The 16,673-nt window shown below is 57.1% G+C and carries 17 protein-coding genes; 7 read left to right on the plus strand and 10 right to left on the minus strand.

Translation table 11 applies throughout. The annotated features are described in order from the left end of the window. The coding region (locus tag HY896_02200) for a transposase (GenBank protein MBI5575157.1) at positions 1-397 on the plus strand (397 nt) is incomplete at its 5' end. Positions 398-525: 128 nt separating this feature from the next. Here the strand turns inward: HY896_02200 and HY896_02205 are convergent. The 5 genes from HY896_02205 to HY896_02225 form a co-directional block, all read right to left on the minus strand. Further along, positions 526-762, minus strand: a complete 237-nt coding sequence (locus HY896_02205; protein ID MBI5575158.1) for an AbrB/MazE/SpoVT family DNA-binding domain-containing protein — start codon at positions 760-762, stop codon at positions 526-528. A 302-nt stretch (positions 763-1,064) separates the two neighbouring features. Then, positions 1,065-1,631 carry a hypothetical protein gene (locus HY896_02210; protein ID MBI5575159.1) on the minus strand — a complete coding sequence of 189 codons (567 nt, stop codon included), beginning with the start codon at positions 1,629-1,631 and terminating at the stop codon, positions 1,065-1,067. Positions 1,632-1,888: 257 nt separating this feature from the next. Then, a complete protein-coding gene (locus HY896_02215) occupies positions 1,889-2,584 on the minus strand; it encodes a hypothetical protein (protein ID MBI5575160.1) in 696 nt (231 codons plus the stop codon). A 93-nt stretch (positions 2,585-2,677) separates the two neighbouring features. Then, positions 2,678-3,280, minus strand: coding sequence for a hypothetical protein (locus tag HY896_02220; protein MBI5575161.1), 603 nt, complete (start codon positions 3,278-3,280; stop codon positions 2,678-2,680). A gap of 63 nt (positions 3,281-3,343) precedes the next feature. After that, entirely contained in the window at positions 3,344-4,090 is a 747-nt protein-coding gene (locus tag HY896_02225) for a hypothetical protein (GenBank protein ID MBI5575162.1), read from the minus strand. A 457-nt stretch (positions 4,091-4,547) separates the two neighbouring features. Between HY896_02225 and HY896_02230 the strand changes: the two genes are divergently transcribed. The 5 genes from HY896_02230 (at position 4,548) to HY896_02250 (ending at position 8,309) form a co-directional block, all read left to right on the plus strand. Continuing rightward, a complete protein-coding gene (locus HY896_02230) occupies positions 4,548-6,209 on the plus strand; it encodes an ammonia-forming cytochrome c nitrite reductase subunit c552 (protein MBI5575163.1) in 1,662 nt (553 codons plus the stop codon). A 237-nt stretch (positions 6,210-6,446) separates the two neighbouring features. Continuing rightward, positions 6,447-6,599 carry a hypothetical protein gene (locus HY896_02235; protein ID MBI5575164.1) on the plus strand — a complete coding sequence of 51 codons (153 nt, stop codon included), beginning with the start codon at positions 6,447-6,449 and terminating at the stop codon, positions 6,597-6,599. Positions 6,600-6,674: 75 nt separating this feature from the next. Continuing rightward, a complete protein-coding gene (locus HY896_02240; protein MBI5575165.1) occupies positions 6,675-7,490 on the plus strand; it encodes a PEP-CTERM sorting domain-containing protein in 816 nt (271 codons plus the stop codon). 185 nt (positions 7,491-7,675) lie between these two features. Further along, complete coding sequence (locus HY896_02245) at positions 7,676-7,933, plus strand: AbrB/MazE/SpoVT family DNA-binding domain-containing protein (GenBank protein MBI5575166.1); 258 nt, start codon at positions 7,676-7,678, stop codon at positions 7,931-7,933. Continuing rightward, positions 7,926-8,309 (plus strand): type II toxin-antitoxin system VapC family toxin, encoded by a 384-nt coding sequence (locus HY896_02250; GenBank protein MBI5575167.1) that lies wholly within the window; start codon positions 7,926-7,928, stop codon positions 8,307-8,309. Before HY896_02245 ends, HY896_02250 begins: the two co-directional genes overlap by 8 nt. A 107-nt stretch (positions 8,310-8,416) precedes the next feature. Here the strand turns inward: HY896_02250 and HY896_02255 are convergent, their stop codons facing one another. From HY896_02255 to HY896_02275, 5 genes are all read right to left on the minus strand, one after another. Further along, positions 8,417-9,703: a B12-binding domain-containing radical SAM protein gene (locus HY896_02255; protein MBI5575168.1), complete on the minus strand. Its 1,287-nt coding sequence runs from the start codon at positions 9,701-9,703 to the stop codon at positions 8,417-8,419. A 7-nt stretch (positions 9,704-9,710) separates the two neighbouring features. Next, positions 9,711-11,090, minus strand: coding sequence for a cobalamin B12-binding domain-containing protein (locus tag HY896_02260; GenBank protein MBI5575169.1), 1,380 nt, complete (start codon positions 11,088-11,090; stop codon positions 9,711-9,713). After that, complete coding sequence (locus HY896_02265) at positions 11,087-12,094, minus strand: alpha/beta fold hydrolase (protein MBI5575170.1); 1,008 nt, start codon at positions 12,092-12,094, stop codon at positions 11,087-11,089. Before HY896_02265 ends, HY896_02260 begins: the two co-directional genes overlap by 4 nt. A 129-nt stretch (positions 12,095-12,223) precedes the next feature. Beyond that, on the minus strand, positions 12,224-14,356 hold the full coding sequence (locus tag HY896_02270; GenBank protein ID MBI5575171.1) for a hypothetical protein: 2,133 nt from the start codon (positions 14,354-14,356) through the stop codon (positions 12,224-12,226). Between the two features lie 289 nt (positions 14,357-14,645). Then, the gene (locus HY896_02275; GenBank protein MBI5575172.1) at positions 14,646-15,341 is read right to left on the minus strand and encodes a Crp/Fnr family transcriptional regulator; all 696 of its coding nucleotides are present in this window, start codon (positions 15,339-15,341) and stop codon (positions 14,646-14,648) included. Positions 15,342-15,524: 183 nt separating this feature from the next. Here HY896_02275 and HY896_02280 point away from each other — a divergent pair, with 183 nt between their 5' ends. Then, positions 15,525-16,670, plus strand: a complete 1,146-nt coding sequence (locus HY896_02280) for an ATP-binding protein (protein ID MBI5575173.1) — start codon at positions 15,525-15,527, stop codon at positions 16,668-16,670. Positions 16,671-16,673 lie beyond the last annotated feature (3 nt).

Genomic DNA, 16,673 nt, shown 5'->3' on the forward strand with positions numbered 1-16,673 from the left:
GCGCCGCGTCGCTTTCTACGACGGGGAGAACCATCGGCGCCTCGTGTTTCTGACCAATCTCTTCTCCGTCTCTCCGAAGACCGTCGCCGATATCTACAAGCAGCGGTGGCAGGTGGAACTGTTCTTCAAATGGATCAAGGGCCATCTGCGGATCAAGTCCTTCTACGGCACTTCGGCCAACGCTGTGAAGACCCAGGTCTGGGTGGCCATCATCGTCTACCTTCTCGTAGCCATTGCAAAGAAGCGCCTGAAATTGCAACCAAGCCTCCATACGCTACTTCAAATCGTGGAAGTAAACCTGTTCGAGAAAACCGATATAATTCAACTTGTTACCAAGGCATTAAGGCAAGAAATCATGGCTCAAACCGATAACCAGTTGAATCTATTCGGTTCTTAACCGGACAGCAGTGAGTGCTACTAAACAGCATTGTATTGTTGTATAGCGACACCGACATGTGCCCGACATGAGACGAAGGATGCTGCGCAGAGGCCTTCCACCTGTCACCGGACGAAAAACGTTCGGAATCAACCGGATCCTTCTTCCTGTTCCTCGGGGGTAGACCTGTGCCGGTTGTGCTCGTTCACGCCATCCAGCAGGAAATCGAGAGTGACCGACGGATCCTCGACGGTAGACACGACGATTCTTCCGTTCACGACCCTTATATCCACCAGGGAGTTGTCCGACAGGGAGATCTCCTCCGCGAACGATTTGGGAATTCTCAACGCGAGGCTGTTCCCCCACCTGCGGACGCGGGATCTCAAGGCTTCGTATCCATTGGGTATCTACAATAAATAGACGTAGGCAAATGCGGTGTTAAGCGGGGTAATGATTAAATGCACCGTGGATCAAGGGTTCCGGTGTTTGCGGCTGTGCACAGGCTACCGCCCATAGGGGCTGGAAACGAAAGGTGGTTTTTCATTCTCGACATGTGGTATTGCGATGAAACTGCCCGGCCCGTGCAATAGCTTCCGTTGCGTCGCTTCGTCGGCCTCGATTCGCTGCGCAAGACGAAAAGACAAGATCGGCCGGGATCCTGCCCTTCCGTGAATTTACGTCAGGATTGTTAAGGCTTCGGCCTTCTCCGCTTGAGGCCGACGAGTGCGACGACGCCGGCTCCCATGAGCCAGGCGACATTGGGGATGGGGACGGTGGCGGAATCGTTCGTCGTGGTACCCGTGATCGTTTGTCCAAAGAAAGAAAACGGCCCGGAAAGAAGCGTCGTCGGTATTGCCCACTGCAGCATGTTTCCGTCTATGCTGTACGACACCGATTGGGGCGTGCCGCCTGACGGAATGAAAGCAGCGCCGGTATACAGTTGGCTGGCGAAATCGAATGCCACCGTGTAAGCCGTCTGCCCGTCGCTTATATTGATTTGATAAAGGTTTGCGTGGTTCGAGGCTGTAACGTCACCTGCCAAGTCCATGCGGAAATAGTTGTTTCCGCCGCTTAGCGCATACCAGATTGCGGTGATGTCCGTCCCGCTGCCGCCGCCAACGGCATCGCCGGTGGGGTCGGTAATATTCGCCGTGGAACCCCAGCCGTTAAAAAGCGCCGCCATTGCGGGAGTCGAGAAAGCGAATAACGAAAGGATGCACACAAGAACCGTCAGTCGCTTTACTGAATAATGCATGCCCACCCCCCTGTTGCCGACTGCTATTTTTCAAGATGCGATATGGTTGGACGTCAGTAATGATTTCCTTTTTATTTATGAGTGGTTATTCCGTATTATATCCTGCAAGTTAAATGCCGCTATATTCATAATATTAAAATTCCATTTAAATCAACAATTTTCAGATTAAAAGGAAATATTACTGCACAATAATGGATGAATAAGTTTCACGAAGTATGGACTTTTATGCTCAAACTTATGACGGCGTTCACGGAAGACTACAGCTTCGGCCTTCTCCGCTTGAGGCCGAAAAGTGTTACGACGCCGGAGCTGAATAACCATGCGACATTGGGGATCGGTACAGGGGCGGCATCGAGGCGGACGTTGTCGAAGTCGGTTTGCGAGCCCAGGCTTATGAGGTTGATCCGCAAATGCCTACCCAGGTTGGTATCGCTTGCAAGGGCCGTGTAAAAAATGTCCGAGATTAAAAATTGCTTGTCGGCTGGCGCCAGAGTGTTGATATCTTGCACCAGCACGGAATTCCCCTCGACGGTCATCAATTGAACAGTGTAACCGCCAAAAGAGGCACTACCGGGGTTACCGATATCGACCCTCAGTCTGTAAGTCGTGTTTGCCGTCAGAACATCGCCCAGATCCTGGTAAAAGGAAGATACGAATCCTACAGTATCCATCACATTGCTTCGCGAAAATGCCACCTGAGAACCATCGTATGCACTGGTGTAATCCGTCGCATATGGATTTCTTATACTGCTGATACTCCATTCCCCCCCGCTGGACCTGGCGCCTATCCATCCATCAATTGCTCCGGAAATGCCGCCCCCACCATCGGAGTAAACTGGGGTCTCAAATGAATAGTTCTGGACGGTGATGGAAGAAGCCGTTCCCGGCAGGGCCGCCGCAAGAAACATCATGCATATGCCGGAAAGGAAATAAATACCGATGTTCCGTTTCATGTGCCCCCCTTTCTGTTCACCGCTTTACAAACGCGGGACACATTACGTCATTGGACAACGAATATATTGCCCTGCGCCTATCGGTCGGCGCTCTCAGGATTTGTTCGACTTCCTCCTCTTCATGCCGACGAGCGCGACGACACCCGTTCCCATGAGCCATGCAGCGCCCGGGATGGGGACAACCGCTCCGACCGCATCCAGGTTGAACGGATTTTGTACACCAACAATTTTCAGATAGCGCGCTGAAGAAAGGCCGGCAATACTTATATCGTAAGATTTCGCATGGTCTGCATTTTCATGCGCTTCATCCCATTGGAGGTCGATCTTGGAATCCTTCGAGCCATTAATATTAAAATATGTTGTCCCGTCCGAACTGACGAGAATGTTGGCATTACCGGAATTATCTCCGTCTAAATCCCACTGGTAAACGTTGAAATCCTGTCCGGCACGATTGAGGATAGGGTTAGAACCAAAATCGTAGATGACAAATTCATCCTTCTTCATATTTATGTAGGAGTCATCCGGAATTCCCAGGACCAGTGAATCGGAGGCGCCAGTTGTGTTGCCCACAAGGACGGTCGGGTAATAGGCGGGCAGACCGGTTGGAACCGTGACGGCATAGACTTGGAGAGGAATGAAAAACGCCCCGAAAACCGCGAGGGCAAACAGCATCATGAACAACTTGCTACGTTTCATCATCGCCTCCCTTGATCTTGCCGCCGCGCTATCGCCTGAGCTCTTCCTGTCGAATTCGGGAACTTACTGCCTTGGCTTCCTCCTCTTCAGCCCCACGAGTGCGATGATCCCTGCCCCCATCAACCAGGCTGCGTTGGGGATCGGGGTCACTACCTGGCCGGTGACGTCGTAGGTCGTTTTTACCGGCGCGATGCCGGGGGCCAGCATGATTCCGCCCCAGAACGAGAACGGCGTATTGATGTACCGCCAGTCGGATGAGGGATAATCGAGGAACCTCCATTCGAGGGTTTTCCCGCCGTTCATGGAGTTCTGCGCCAGGAGGTTGGCATCCGGCGAGTACTGGAAGTTCACCAATTTCCATGCAACGAGGCCCTCATCCCACTGGAGGGCCATTCCGGAGGCGGCCCCGCCCCTGATGAAGCTGAATATGATCATGTCGATGCCGGCCGCAGGCGGTATGACGCCGTCGGCGAAGGGAATGTGGATGTCGGCGGAGGTTGCGCCGCCCGGCTTCGAGTCTATGTACATGCCGTACATGTTCCACGCGTTCGCGGAAGTGGGGACGCCGGACAGATCCATGCGGAAATAGTGGTACCCCGTGCTGCCCTCCGTGCCGTATGCATACCAGGCCTTCGTGATGTCGTTTCCGGTGTTGGTGGGCGAGCCGGGCGGGTCCGCATCCACAATCGAAACGGATGAACCCGTGTCCCAGGGATATAGATATGTCGCGCCCAGGACGCTGGCAGGAAACGTGGCCAGAACGATCGCGGCAAGAGAGAACAGCACCGTATTAAAAGATTTTTTTCTCATCCCCACCCCTCTTTCCAGGTATTCGTATGCCTGCGTGACCCCCGGTCAAACGATAAGGGTAACCAATTTCTTTTTATTTTCAGATACTTACGCAACAAGTACATGCAAAACAAATACCGGCAAAAAGGGCGTGGCGAATATGCATAAATATCAATACTTTACTACTTAAAAATAAATATTACTGCATAGTAATGTATATCAGGAATACATCATTTAGGTAAAATATTCCCCAAGATGGGTGACTGCATGGAATCCACGGCCTCACCGCGGAAAATTTCGATAAGACGCGTGAAAATTGACCGGGATCAAAGTATACAGCATATCTCTTGCGCAATACTTCATTCGGGAATAATCGTATGGTACACATAGGCGCGGTTCGCATCTCACTGCACGATTCCACATAAGGAAAACAGGTTGCAGCGAGGAATCACCCAACCAATCGAAGGAGGGAGGCGGGATGAAAAGGACCGTGCTGGCGACGATTGCATTGCTGGCGGGCGCAGTGGCGTATCTTATGTCGGGCACCGCGATGGCCGACAAGCATGCGCCAGCGAAAACGGCGGCCAAGGCGAACGAATCTGTCAAGGAAGAGAAATGTTTCGAGTGCCACGACGAGATCAAGGAACTCAAAACCGGAGGCAAGCACGCCGGCGTCAATTGCGGATTGTGCCATAGCGGCACCGCGGAGCACCTTGCGGACAGCGACAAGAGGCCCGTCACGAGGGTGGACCTCGAAGCGTGCGGCGGCTGCCACAGGGACCAGTATGAAAGCTTCGGAACTCTGAACCTGAAAAAACCGGCCCGCGTTGAAAAATCGCTACTCACCGAGCGGTCGCCCAATCCCTTCTGGGACAAGTTGATGATGGGCCACGGCTTCACGAAGGAACATGCCGCCCCCCGGAGCCACAAGTTCATGCTGGTGGACCACCTGATCGTGGACCGGGCGTACGGCGGGCGCTTCCAGTCGAAGACGGGATGGTCGTACGTGGCCGTGCCGGGCGTCGCAAAGGCGTGGGATGTCCTCGAGGACCGCTACCCGGAATCGAAGGAGCACAAGGCGTTCATCCCGGAAAGCGCGCCGGCGGCCAACCCCACCTGCCTCCAGTGCAAGACGCAGGACCAGATCCTGAAATGGAAATTCATGGGGGACAAGGACCCGAAGGCGAAGTGGGACCGCTCCTCCAACGTCGTGGAGGTAGCCAAGGACCTCTCCAACGCGATGAACTGCTTCATGTGCCACGATCCTCACGCGGCGAAGCCGCGAATCGTGCGCGACGGGCTGATCCAGGCGCTTACCCGGCCCGAGAAGGACACGCTCTGGCACAAGGACCCGAAGGCGACGAAGATCGACGTGAAGGATTTCCGCGGCGGGTTCCGCAAGATCGCGCTCCTGGAAAAATACGATTCGAAGCTCCAGTGCGGGCAGTGCCACGTTGAATACAACTGCAACCCGGGGTTCGACCCGAAGACCGGCGAATACTCTATCAAGGCTGCCGACCGGCGAACGAACCACTTCCCGTTCAAGGACGTGTTCCAGATCTACGATCACTACAACGCGTTGGGGTTCCGGGATTTCAAGCATACGCTGACGGGCGGGCTCCTGTGGAAGGCGCAGCACCCGGAGGCGGAGACGTTCTGGAACTCGCGTCACGACAAGGCGGGAGCAAGCTGCCAGGATTGCCACATGCCCAAGGTGAAGAACGCGCAGGGGCAGGTCTATACCTCGCACTGGCAGACCAGCCCGCGGAACTACATCAAGCAGACGTGCCTGACTTCCAAATGCCATCCGAACCTTTCGGAAGAGCAGGCCGTCTACGAGATCGACTCGGTCAAGAGCTACATCAAGGGGAAGCTGCGCAAATCCGAGTTCTGGCTGTCGATGCTGATCGACAAGATCGTGGAAGGAAAGAAGGCGGGAGTGGACGCGGAAACGATAAAGCAGGCCCAGGAGCAGCACCAGAAGGCGCACATTCTTTGGGAATGGTGGACCGCCGAGAACTCCGACGGCTTCCATAACCCGGACGCGGCGCGCCTGTCGCTCACGAAGTCGGTCGAGGAATCGCGCAAGGGAATCAAGCTCATCTCCGACGCCATGGAGAAAAAAGTCGCCGCGAAATAGGGCGCCAACTTAAAAACAGGGACGTTCTTAAAAACTCGGACGTTCCTGAGCTTTTACCTACAAACGGGGACGTTCCTGAGTTTTCGGTAAATCAGGCGCAGGAGCGGAATTGTGTTGAAGGGCGGGGGGGAGAAAATCCCTTCCGCCCTTTTTCATTAAGGTCTTTACCGCAGGGCGGAGAAGGCCGACCATATCCGCTTATTACCGCCGAGCGATACGACAGGCAACGTGAGAGAGATGGGCGTGGCGGCGCCGGATTCCCCCAAAATCGGAAAATTGTTACCGAAATTACGCAAGGATTTGACCTATGCCTCCGGCGTGCGCAAACCGGGAAGCCGGAAAAGTCCTTTCATCAAGAGCGGTTATAACATCAACTTCAATCAGGCGTGATAATTGCAATTTAAGATAACAAAATATATTATTGCCCAATAAATATTACTGATACTTGATTTTGGGGGGTGGGGCATGACCGGTCTGCACGGGAAGAAGTTCTGGATTGCCTTTGCCGCCGTCGCTTCATGCATCTTTTTCACCTGGTCGGGCGTTGCACTGGCTGCCACCTCCAACATATGGAGCAATGCGGAGGTCACAGTCTCGAGCCTTTCGGTTAACGGCGCGGGGAATGTGAACTGGGGTGGATCTGAACCGTATACTCTCACGGGAGCAGAAGCGTTCTCCTACCGAAACGGTGCATTAACATATTCGGGACTACCTATCGAAAGGACAGACGGCGCTGCGCAGGGAGCGACCGCAAACATCACGCCAGTCCAGTACACTTTCGCGTATGCCAATGCGGTTGGAGAGTCCAATATTCTGGGTATGAATTTTTCCTATTCCTATATTGATTTCGATCCCGCCGCGTACCAAGTATACGGCGAAGGGAACAGCTGGACCACCAGGAGGTTCGACGTTGGTGCGGCAGGTACTTATACCTTTTCCCTTGATTACAGCTACTCTTTATCCGGCAACACAACCGTTGCGGACATTGGTGAATACCCGATATATGCCGGGTACATTGTAAATATTGAACTAAATGAGTTTGCCATCGGCCCGGAATCTCGATTGCTATTGGGAGATGGCAGTACTTCCTTTTTACAAAACGGCGGCGGCACGCTAATTTGGGAAGTACAGCTTGATACGGGCCGGAACTATGATCTGACAATCGGGGCTCGGGCCAACAGCGAGGCGAACCAGCCGGTGCCTATTCCCGGCACGCTGCTTTTGTTCGGAAGCGGCGTTCTCGGGCTGGTCGGCATCGGGAGGAAACGGCTGAAAAGCTGACGATCTACACAGGCGATCAAACGAGGGGCGGCGGGGGAAACCTCTCCGCCCTTTTTCATTCGCGCCATTTGATCATATGATCTCCCCTCATCCGGTATCGTATTATTTACATTATGGATAATTATATTTACCATGTTCATATTAACATGGCACAATTGTAGTTAGCCACCATAGGAGGACCAAATATGGCAAAGCCTGCGGAACGCATAGAAGTACGGATCGACCGGCAGGGACGGGTGGTCGTGCCTTCATCGATCCGGCGCGCCTTGTCCCTGTTGCCCGATCAGCGGCTTGTGGCCCGGGTTGAGGAAGGACGCCTGGTGATCGAGAAGCGCGAAACCGTGCTGGCCCGTCTCAAGGCCCGCTATTCGAAGGTGCCGAAAGGTGTTGACATGGCGGAAGAACTGATCGCGGAGCGCCGGAAGGAGGCGGAGCGTGAGTGAGGTGGTTCTGGATTCTTCTGCCCTTCTCGCCGCGCTGCACGAAGAAGCCGGATGCGAAAAGGTCGAGCCGCTCCTCGGTGCGGCCGCCGTGTCCGCGGTGAACTGGTCGGAGGTGGTTCAGAAGAGCCTTTCGCGCGGTGTCCGGCTGGAAGGACTTCGCGCGGATATGGAAGCCCTTGGGCTCGACATCATCCCTTTCACCGCGGAAGATGCCGAGATTGCCGCGGACCTGTGGAAAAAGACGCATCGCCGCGGACTCTCGCTTGGCGACCGTTCCTGCCTCTCTTTGGGCATCCGGCTTGGATTGCCGGTGGTTACCGCGGACAAGGCATGGAAAGGGCTTGGCGCCGGAATCGAAATTCAAGTCATCCGTTGATTTTCACCACCCGGTAAACAGCGATTCATAAGCGTTACACGCCGCCGTCCTTCACCGGGATACCGCGCAGCTTCATTTCATCCGATATGAACCGCAGGCAATATCGGCTAATACACCCGCCTCTTCACGGACATGTGGAGATCCAGGTTTCTCTTGAAGTAGTACGGCAGGTTTCGGCACGATTGGCCCAAGGCACGCCTCGCGATCGACGGATAGGAAAAGAAATCGTCGAGAAGCGACCAGTAGCCGGCTTCCAGCTCCCCGGCCGAAATCCGCCTCGGCGTGTACAGGATGCTGCCCTGGGTGTAGCCGGACCAGTTCGTGTGAAGCAGCCTTCCTTCCGTGTCAAGGCGCTGGGCCAGCCGCGTCCCCGGGTACGGAATGGGCGTGTTCAGGATGAGGGTGAATGCCCGGTTGTCCATGAGGAATCGCAGGGTCTTTCGGAATATGCCGCGGTCGTCGTTGTCCAGCCCGACGATCATGTTGAGCGCAAGGCCGATCCCGCTCTTGCGGATGTTCGAAAGCAACTCCGGAAATTCCTTCACACGGTTCCACGATTTGTCGATGCTCGCCAGGTTGTCTTCATCGACGCTTTCGATGCCGATGCTCATGAAGCAGCAGCCGCTTTCCGCCGCAAGCCGGCAGAGCGCCGGATCCCGTCCCAGGTTGATCGTGCACTGCCCGAGCCACTGGACCCCGAGCGGGATCATTGCCTTGAACAGCTCCTTCGAGTAATTCCGGTTCGCGGTGATGTTGTCGTCTACGAACGTAAACCGTTTGGCCCCGGAGGCGGTTATCTCCCTGATGACGTCCTCCAGCGGCCGGAAACGGTAGCTTTTCCCGAAGAACCTGCTGACCGAGCAAAAATCGCAGTCGTGGGGACATCCCTTGGTCGCGAGGATAGGAAGAAACGGGGAAATGAAGTCCTTCCTCTTCAGCAGGTCGAACCTCGGGGCAGGCAGGTCCTTCATGTCGTGGAAACCGTTCGCACGATAGACGCCCTTCAGGCGACCCCGGGCGGCATCTTCCAGCACCTGCACCCAGACATTCTCCGCCTCCCCCATCACCACCGCGTCGCAATGGCGCGCCGCCTCTTCCGGAAGGGCGGTAACGTGGATACCCCCCATGACGACCGGTATCCCCGCTTCCCTGAACCTGTCGGCGATCCCGTATGCCCGCACGGCCTGGCTGGTCAGCGCGCTGATCCCGACCAGGTCGTAACCGCCGCCGAAATCGATCGAGTCGACCTTCTCGTCCGCGATCTCGACTTCCACGCCCCTGGGCGTCAAGGCCGACAGGTACGGAAGCGTGTAGTTGGGAAGGAAAGGCCGCTTCCACTTGTTGGGGCCGCCGTTCCGATCGAGCGTCGTCGGCTGGACCAAGAGAATCTTCATTTCGGCGTCAGGCGGCGCGGTAGTCGAACTTGTACTTGATGAGCTCGCTCTTTACCGTCCACAGCAGCACCGGGAGCCATTCGTCGACCGGCCGGTTCCGCAGGTTCCTTATCTTGTCCCGGTAGCTCACGGTATTGTTCTTGAGCTTGTTCACTTCCTCGTAGAATTTCTCCACCGGCAGCTTCGTCGGCAGGATCGTATGCCTCAGATCGTACAGATCGTAGTCGTCGGTCAGGATCTGCTCCTTGATCGACTCGTAGAGGTCCGTGCCCGGGAAGGGCGTCAGGATCGGGAACTTGGGATTGGTCAGCCTCAGCTTCCTCACGTATGCCCGCAGCTCCTCGAAATTCGCCTCGTCGTATTCCTGGCGGATGATGAAATCCGCGATGATCTCGATCTTGTTCTCCTGCAATATCCGTATGGCCTGTTCGTTGGTCTTGGTCGACGTCTTCTTGTTCAGGAACTTTAGATCGTCGTCCTTGTACGATTCGAAACCGACCAGGAGGCTCGACAACCCGATATCCCGCCACTTCCGAATGAGATCCGGGTGCCTGACGACGGTGTCGGCCCTCGCGAAAAACCGGTATTTCTTCCGGATGCGCGCCTCCCGGATCATATCCGCCAGCCTCGACATCCTCGCCGTGTCCAGCAGCGTCTCATCGTCGGCGAAACTGACGTAGGGCTCCCTGATCGAAGCCAGCTCTTCCACGACCAGCCGCGGGTCCCTCGCGTGGTACTTTCCGCCGGACATCTTCCACTGCAGGCAGAAGTTGCAGCGGAAGGCGCAGCCGACGGACGTCCTGATCATCGAAAGGGGCTTCATCCATGTGTTGAAGTACCCGTTCCTGTGCTTTCCCGTCAGCTCCCGCGCAGGCATGGGAAGCAGGTCGACGTCGGGATAAACGCGGAACGGGGTGAAGTGAAGCTTCCCGTTGCTGCGGAATGCGATGCCGGGTATGTTCCCCAAGTCGTCGAGTCGGATTTCCCTCCGCCGCTCGTAAATCGTCACTATGTCACGGAACGCGAACACCCCCTCGCCGATCACCACGACGTCCACGCAATCAACATCGTAATCGCGCGGGGACGCCGTCGCATGATAGCCCCCCACCACGGTCATTATCCGGCCGTCGTGCCGCTTCACGGCCTTGAGGATTTCGAGCGCGTTCTTCATCTGCACCGTGAATGCTGTAACGCCCACGATATCGGGCTGGAAACTCTTGAGGTTTTCCTCGAGCCCCCCTTCGAGTCGCAGGTCCAGTATCCGGACGTCGTGATGGTCCCGGACACCCGCCGCCACATACTCCAGCCCGAGCGGCTCATGGAGTATGAAGCTGTCGAATATCTTCGATCTCGGGTTGGATTGGGGCTGGATCAGGAGGATTTTCATCTTCGGGGCTCCTTGAGGCCTTCCGTGAGATATCTATCGAAAAAGCGTATCGTTCGTTCCGTCGAAAGGTCCCAGGCGCGTCCCTTGAGGACGTGCCCCTGCCCCTCGTACACGTACATCTCCACGACCTTGCCTTCCGATCGTAGCCTGTCGCGCAGTTTTTCGGCCCACGGCAACGGGACGGCCTTGTCGTCCGCCCCGTGATGGATGATAACTCTGGCCGGAACGTCCTTCAGGTAATTCTTGGCGGACAACTTCGCGTAAGCTTCCGGGCTTTCGCCGGGCTTGCCGACGAACCTGTCAACCTCTGCGAGCGCTGTGGGATGCCACTTCTGCAGTGCGAGGTAATTGTCCCTGTCGTCGGCGCTCATGGATCCGAGCACCGCGATCGCCTTGATTTCCGGCTTGATCGCCGCCGATTTCAGCGTCAGCCAGCCTCCCCCGCTGTACCCCCACATTCCAATGCGTTCCGGGTCAACGTACGGCAGTTTCTTCACCGCGTCCACCAACCGCAGGACGTCCTCGAGAGAGCCCAGGTGCTGGAAGAAATCCTCTCCCTTGTCCGAGCCTCCCATGTTTCGGAAATCGGACCCCACCGCGACGTAACCCTTCCGGGCGAAAGCGTCCGCCGCCTGACGGAATCCAAGCCCCGGGGAGAAGTTCTTCTGATCGTAATGGCCGTGGTTCAGGACGACGACCGGGAATGGGCCTTTGCCCCGGGGGACATCCATCATCCCCGTAATGTTCAGCCGCCCGCTGTCGTATTCGATGAGGTACCTGTCGAATGCGCCCGCCGATTCGAGGCGTTTCACGATCCGGACGGGGCCTCCCGGGAAATCCTTCTTCCTCAGGTTTTCGATGTAATACTTTTCCGGCACCGAGGTTCCCGCCGCCTCCAGGCCGGACGCACCTTTTTTCCCGCTACTGCAATCCCCAAGCCCGATGGCAAGGCACAGCGCGGCGGCGAGGATTGCGGGGGAAAGCCTTTTGAAAGCGCGTGTCATCGGTCTCCTGAAGATCCGAATGGTTCATTATATGTCAGGAAATGTGCTTCCGGGGGAAACGAGGGCCCGGACGGGCCGGGCCCTCTCCACTGTCTCCTGCCGATCTCGCGCGCCGCTACCGTTGAAAGGTCACGGCGTCACGGTGAACGGATGGGGCCTGTCGTTGTTGGTCTCGTTGCTTTCGGCCACCGCGCCGTCTGCGTCCGCGCGCGAGATCAGGTAGTAGGCGCCGGACGGCGTCCCCGCGGGGATCGTCACCGTCTTCGAAGTTGCGTTGTAGACCCCGGGACCAAGGGACGGAACCGAAACGCTGCCAAGCTCTACGTCACCGGACCCGTACGTCGAGTCCGTCGAAAGGTAAAGCCGGGTCACCGACGGACCCGCCGTACCCGTCCCCCAGTTCTTCGTGTACACCGCGAACGTAACCGTCGAGCCGGCCGCCACGTTGGCCGTGGAGGGCAGGTTCGTCCCGGACGTGAAATCCACCGTCCCGGCAGCCGCGACGGTGAACGCAAGGCTCGCGGAGTTGTTACCCTCGTTCGTCTCCGTCACCGCGCCGTCTGCGTCAGCGCGGGCGATTATGTAATACGTCCCGGGAGCAGCACCCGACGGAATCGCCAGCGAAACGCTCCCGCTGCTCGAAGCTCCCGACGCCAGGGACGGGACCGCCCGGCTCCCAAGCTCAACGTCACCGCTGCCGTACTCGTTGTCCGCGGACCAGTAGTACCGCGTCGTAGAAGCGCCCGAGGCCCCGCGACCGTTGTTGCGCGTCGTATCCGAAACAGAAACCGACTGCCCCGCAGTGCCCGACGCCGGGCCGCCCAGAGAGGAAACGGACAGGTCGGGAAACTCTATCATGCACAGACCCACGCCGCCGACATCGTAGATGGAATAGATTTCGGAGGAAGAAAGGGCCCTGTTGAAGATCTGAACTTCGTCCAGCGTCCCGTACAGCCCGAGCCCCAAGGCCAACGGTTCGAAAGAGGTCTGAAGATCCCCGTATTCCATGGAGGCGACCTGGACGCCGTTCTTGTAAAGGGCGGCGGTCGAACCGCTCTTTACGAGGGCCACGTGCGCCCAGATGGCGGGCGTGATCGTCCCCGCAGGTGAGGTAAGCGCATACAGGCCGTTTCCCGTCAACTCGAGCGCGCCTTCCGGCGTCACGTGGAGGGACCATCCGTTGTCGGGGCTCGCGTCGCCCTTGGATACGATGTTGTTCCCCTGCTGCGAATAGCCCGCCACCTTCACCAAGGCGGCGATCGAGAGGTCGCCCATGCCGCTGTTGAAATTGAACGTGTCGCTCGTGCCCGCGTTTACATAAGCGTTGACGCCGTCGAGGGCGAACCCTTGCCCGGCCCTGCCCCGTGCATAGGAGGCTCCTCCGATGAGCGTTCCGTCGTACGTCCCCGTCTGGTCCGCCGCGGTGCCGTTCCCCGTCCACCAGGCGAGGAGGCCGGCGGGCGGCGCCACGCACGTCTTTATCGCGATCAGGATATCCCCCCCGTGCGGCTGGGACAGGTTCAATATGCCGAGATCCGTGGCGACGGCGGCGTCGGTGTCGACCCTGTAAAGATGCGCATCGGGATAGGGTGCGATGTTCGTCGCGTACATTGTGTCGTCCTTGTCGAACATGATTCCCATGATGCCGGAACCCACGGAGGTGACGCCGCTGATCCTCTTTTCGAACGTCGCCTGTCCGGTGGCAAGGTCGATCGTGTAGATGTCGTTCTGAAGACCTGCGACGGCCCAAAGCCTGCCGCTGCCGTCGAACGCATAATCCATCACCATGTCTACGCTGCCGGTCCCAAGCAGAACGGCCTGGCCGGTCGTCTTGTCGATGCGGTAGAAGTACCCGTTCGTTCCTCCCGCATAGACGTAGCCGTCGTTACCTACCTCCAGGGCGGGGATCGCCGAGCTGACCAGCGCCCAGGTCGATATCGGCTGCCCGATCCGGGTAGTCTGCCCCGTCAGCGGGTCGACCACGGCAAGCTGCTGAGTGGGCCAATTGCACCCGCCGAGGCATGAATCCACGATCGTGTAAAGGGTGCCGTCGAAGTTATCGACGGCCAGACCCATTGCGAGATTCCCGAACGGGCCGACGACAGTGCTGTAGGCCGTGGCGGGATCGATGGAGGCGAGGCTCAACCCGTCGTCGGTCGTGCAGTAGATCTGCTGCGCGTTCACGATGCCGGCATGCAAGATACATATGAAACAAACAACGGCAACGGCCGACACGATTCTTGTCAACTGGTTCCGTTTCATCCATCCCTCCGGTTTTCTCTCGCCGTGGCGATATACACGCGTAATCGTCAGTAGCAGCCGGGTAGCAAGTACCGCGCCACAGCGTGAAAATGCCGGAATTAATCCGATTCTATTGGGAAAACCTTGGGACAATCCGTATACGGGGGAAGTAAAGTACAAACAATTTCCCGCATAAAGCAAAAAAAGGCTACAGAAGAGGAAGAATTTTTCCACACCATCTCATATCGGGAATTTTTTTCAGAATCGGCGCCCGAATGTAAGAAAAGAGAAGTCTGGCAGGGAAACCGGGTCAGTTCTCCAGAGGGGAAAAAAGGGCCTCCGCGTCCAGAATGCGGATCTGCTTACCCTTCACGCTGATCTTTTCCTCGTCCTGGAGTTTCTTGAGAGTGCGGGAGAACGTTTCGGGGACCGTGCCGAGGCGCGAGGCGAGCACGTTCTTGCTTATGTCGAGCTCATAGACGGCGCCGTCTTTCAACGGTATGCCGCGGTACTTCATTTCATCCGATATGAACCGGACGAGGCGCGTCTCTACATCGCGCAGGGAGATGCTGTCCACGAGATCCGTCATACGCTTGAGCCACCTGGATAAGGAAGCCATCATCCGCAGCGCGATCCGCGGGTTCCTCTCCAGCAGTTCGATGAACTGGCGTTTAGGCAGGTAGATGGCCTCGCAGTCGTCAAGCGCCTCCGCATGCGCGGGATAGACGCCGCCCTCGAATATCGTTGCCTCCGCGAAAGACTGACCGGGGGCGATGAGGTGGAGAACCTGTTCCTTCCCGTCCGCCGATAACTTGAAGACCTTCACCCTGCCGGTCGACACGACGTAAAACCCGTCGGCGCGGTCGCCCTCACGGAAAACGGACTCCTTCTTCGAGTAACGCTTGACGGAGGCGATCCCTTCCACCCGTCGCATGTCCTCGGGCGGAAGATTCGCGAACAGGGGGGCTTTCCGCAGCGCGTCGGAAATTGTCAACGATGCCGCCATCCCACCATTCTCCCGGAATCGCGGCGGAGGTCAAGCGCGGAAACCGGCCGTGCGGGATCGAAGGTAAAAGCGGGTGGACCGTGAAAGAGAAAGCCTATCGGACGGAATAAATTACGTTTGAGAATTATAAAGTTCTACTTTATAATTCTCATCATGAAATATGTGCCGCGAGATATCTCCCCCTTGCTCGTCAAGGCATCGAGGGCCTTCCCGGCCCTTATTCTGACAGGCCCCCGGCGAGCCGGGAAGACAACCCTTCTCCGTAATCTTTTTCCCGGGGCATCCTACATCCTGATGGAGGACCCGGATCTCCTTGCGCGATTCCGCGACGACCCTCGCACCTTTCTCGACGACATCCGCCCTCCCGCCATTCTCGATGAGATACAGAACGTGCCGGAGATCCTCAGCTATCTGCGTAGCCGGATCGACAGCCATCCCGCGCGGAAAGGCCAGTGGTTTCTTACCGGTTCGCAGGAAGTCCCCCTTATGAGGGGAGCGACGGAATCAATGGCCGGCAGGGCCGCGGTTTTTCAACTTCTTCCCTTCTCAGTCATCGAAACCGGGAAGACTACCCTCCTCAAGGGGGGATTCCCCGAAGTTCTCGCCCGTCCTTCCGACTACCGTACCTGGTACTCTTCATACCTTCAGACCTATCTCGAAAAGGATGTCCGCACTATCGCCGCCATCCGGCATCTATCCACTTTCCGGAAATTCCTGTCCATCCTTTCCAGCCGATGCGGAAAAATCCTGAATCGGACGGATATCGCGGCGCCCTTGGGCGTTTCCGTCCCGACGGTGTCCGAATGGCTGAACATCCTTGAAATCACCGCCCAGATCATTCTTGTGCCTCCATTCTTCGAAAACTTCGGAAAGCGTCTCGTCAAGTCGCCGAAGCTCTATTTCATGGACTCGGGACTCGCCTGCCACTTACTGGGGATCGAGAGCGAACAGGCACTGGGCAGATCACCATTTCTCGGACCGTTATTCGAAGGTTTCGTCGCATCCGAGATCATCAAATCGCAAATAAATTCAGGACGCCGAAGGGAGATTTATCACTTTCGGGATCAGCAGGGATTGGAGGTTGATTTCGTGGTCCCCACAGGAGACGAACGACTGGTTCTCATCGAGGCGAAGGCCTCCAGGTCGGTCGCTCCAGAATCTGCGGAGCCGCTTCTGCGTCTCGCCCGAACCAGCGGCCGATACAGGACGAAATGCGTCGTGATCCACAGGAGGGCCGATTCGGACCCGCCGTTTTCCGCTATTCGCCCCGGTGCAAGCGCCGCTTCGCTGACCGAACTGCCGGAGATACTGAAGTCGGGGGGGCGTTGAAAC

The sequence above is a fragment of the Deltaproteobacteria bacterium genome, assembly GCA_016218975.1.
In the GTDB taxonomy this organism is placed as follows: Bacteria; Desulfobacterota; Deferrimicrobia; order Deferrimicrobiales; family Deferrimicrobiaceae; genus JAENIX01.

Excerpts from the sequence above, each read along its gene's own strand:
- HY896_02240 (MBI5575165.1), top strand. The coding sequence starts at position 6,675 with ATGACCGGTCTGCACGGGAAGAAGTTCTGGATTGCCTTTGCCGCCGTC.
- HY896_02235 (MBI5575164.1), top strand. The coding sequence starts at position 6,447 with ATGGGCGTGGCGGCGCCGGATTCCCCCAAAATCGGAAAATTGTTACCG.
- HY896_02265 (MBI5575170.1), bottom strand. The coding sequence starts at position 12,094 with ATGACACGCGCTTTCAAAAGGCTTTCCCCCGCAATCCTCGCCGCCGCG.
- HY896_02260 (MBI5575169.1), bottom strand. The coding sequence starts at position 11,090 with ATGAAAATCCTCCTGATCCAGCCCCAATCCAACCCGAGATCGAAGATA.
- HY896_02230 (MBI5575163.1), top strand. The coding sequence starts at position 4,548 with ATGAAAAGGACCGTGCTGGCGACGATTGCATTGCTGGCGGGCGCAGTG.
- HY896_02270 (MBI5575171.1), bottom strand. The coding sequence starts at position 14,356 with ATGAAACGGAACCAGTTGACAAGAATCGTGTCGGCCGTTGCCGTTGTT.
- HY896_02210 (MBI5575159.1), bottom strand. The coding sequence starts at position 1,631 with ATGCATTATTCAGTAAAGCGACTGACGGTTCTTGTGTGCATCCTTTCG.
- HY896_02255 (MBI5575168.1), bottom strand. The coding sequence starts at position 9,703 with ATGAAGATTCTCTTGGTCCAGCCGACGACGCTCGATCGGAACGGCGGC.
- HY896_02220 (MBI5575161.1), bottom strand. The coding sequence starts at position 3,280 with ATGAAACGTAGCAAGTTGTTCATGATGCTGTTTGCCCTCGCGGTTTTC.
- HY896_02245 (MBI5575166.1), top strand. The coding sequence starts at position 7,676 with ATGGCAAAGCCTGCGGAACGCATAGAAGTACGGATCGACCGGCAGGGA.
- HY896_02215 (MBI5575160.1), bottom strand. The coding sequence starts at position 2,584 with ATGAAACGGAACATCGGTATTTATTTCCTTTCCGGCATATGCATGATG.
- HY896_02275 (MBI5575172.1), bottom strand. The coding sequence starts at position 15,341 with ATGGCGGCATCGTTGACAATTTCCGACGCGCTGCGGAAAGCCCCCCTG.
- HY896_02225 (MBI5575162.1), bottom strand. The coding sequence starts at position 4,090 with ATGAGAAAAAAATCTTTTAATACGGTGCTGTTCTCTCTTGCCGCGATC.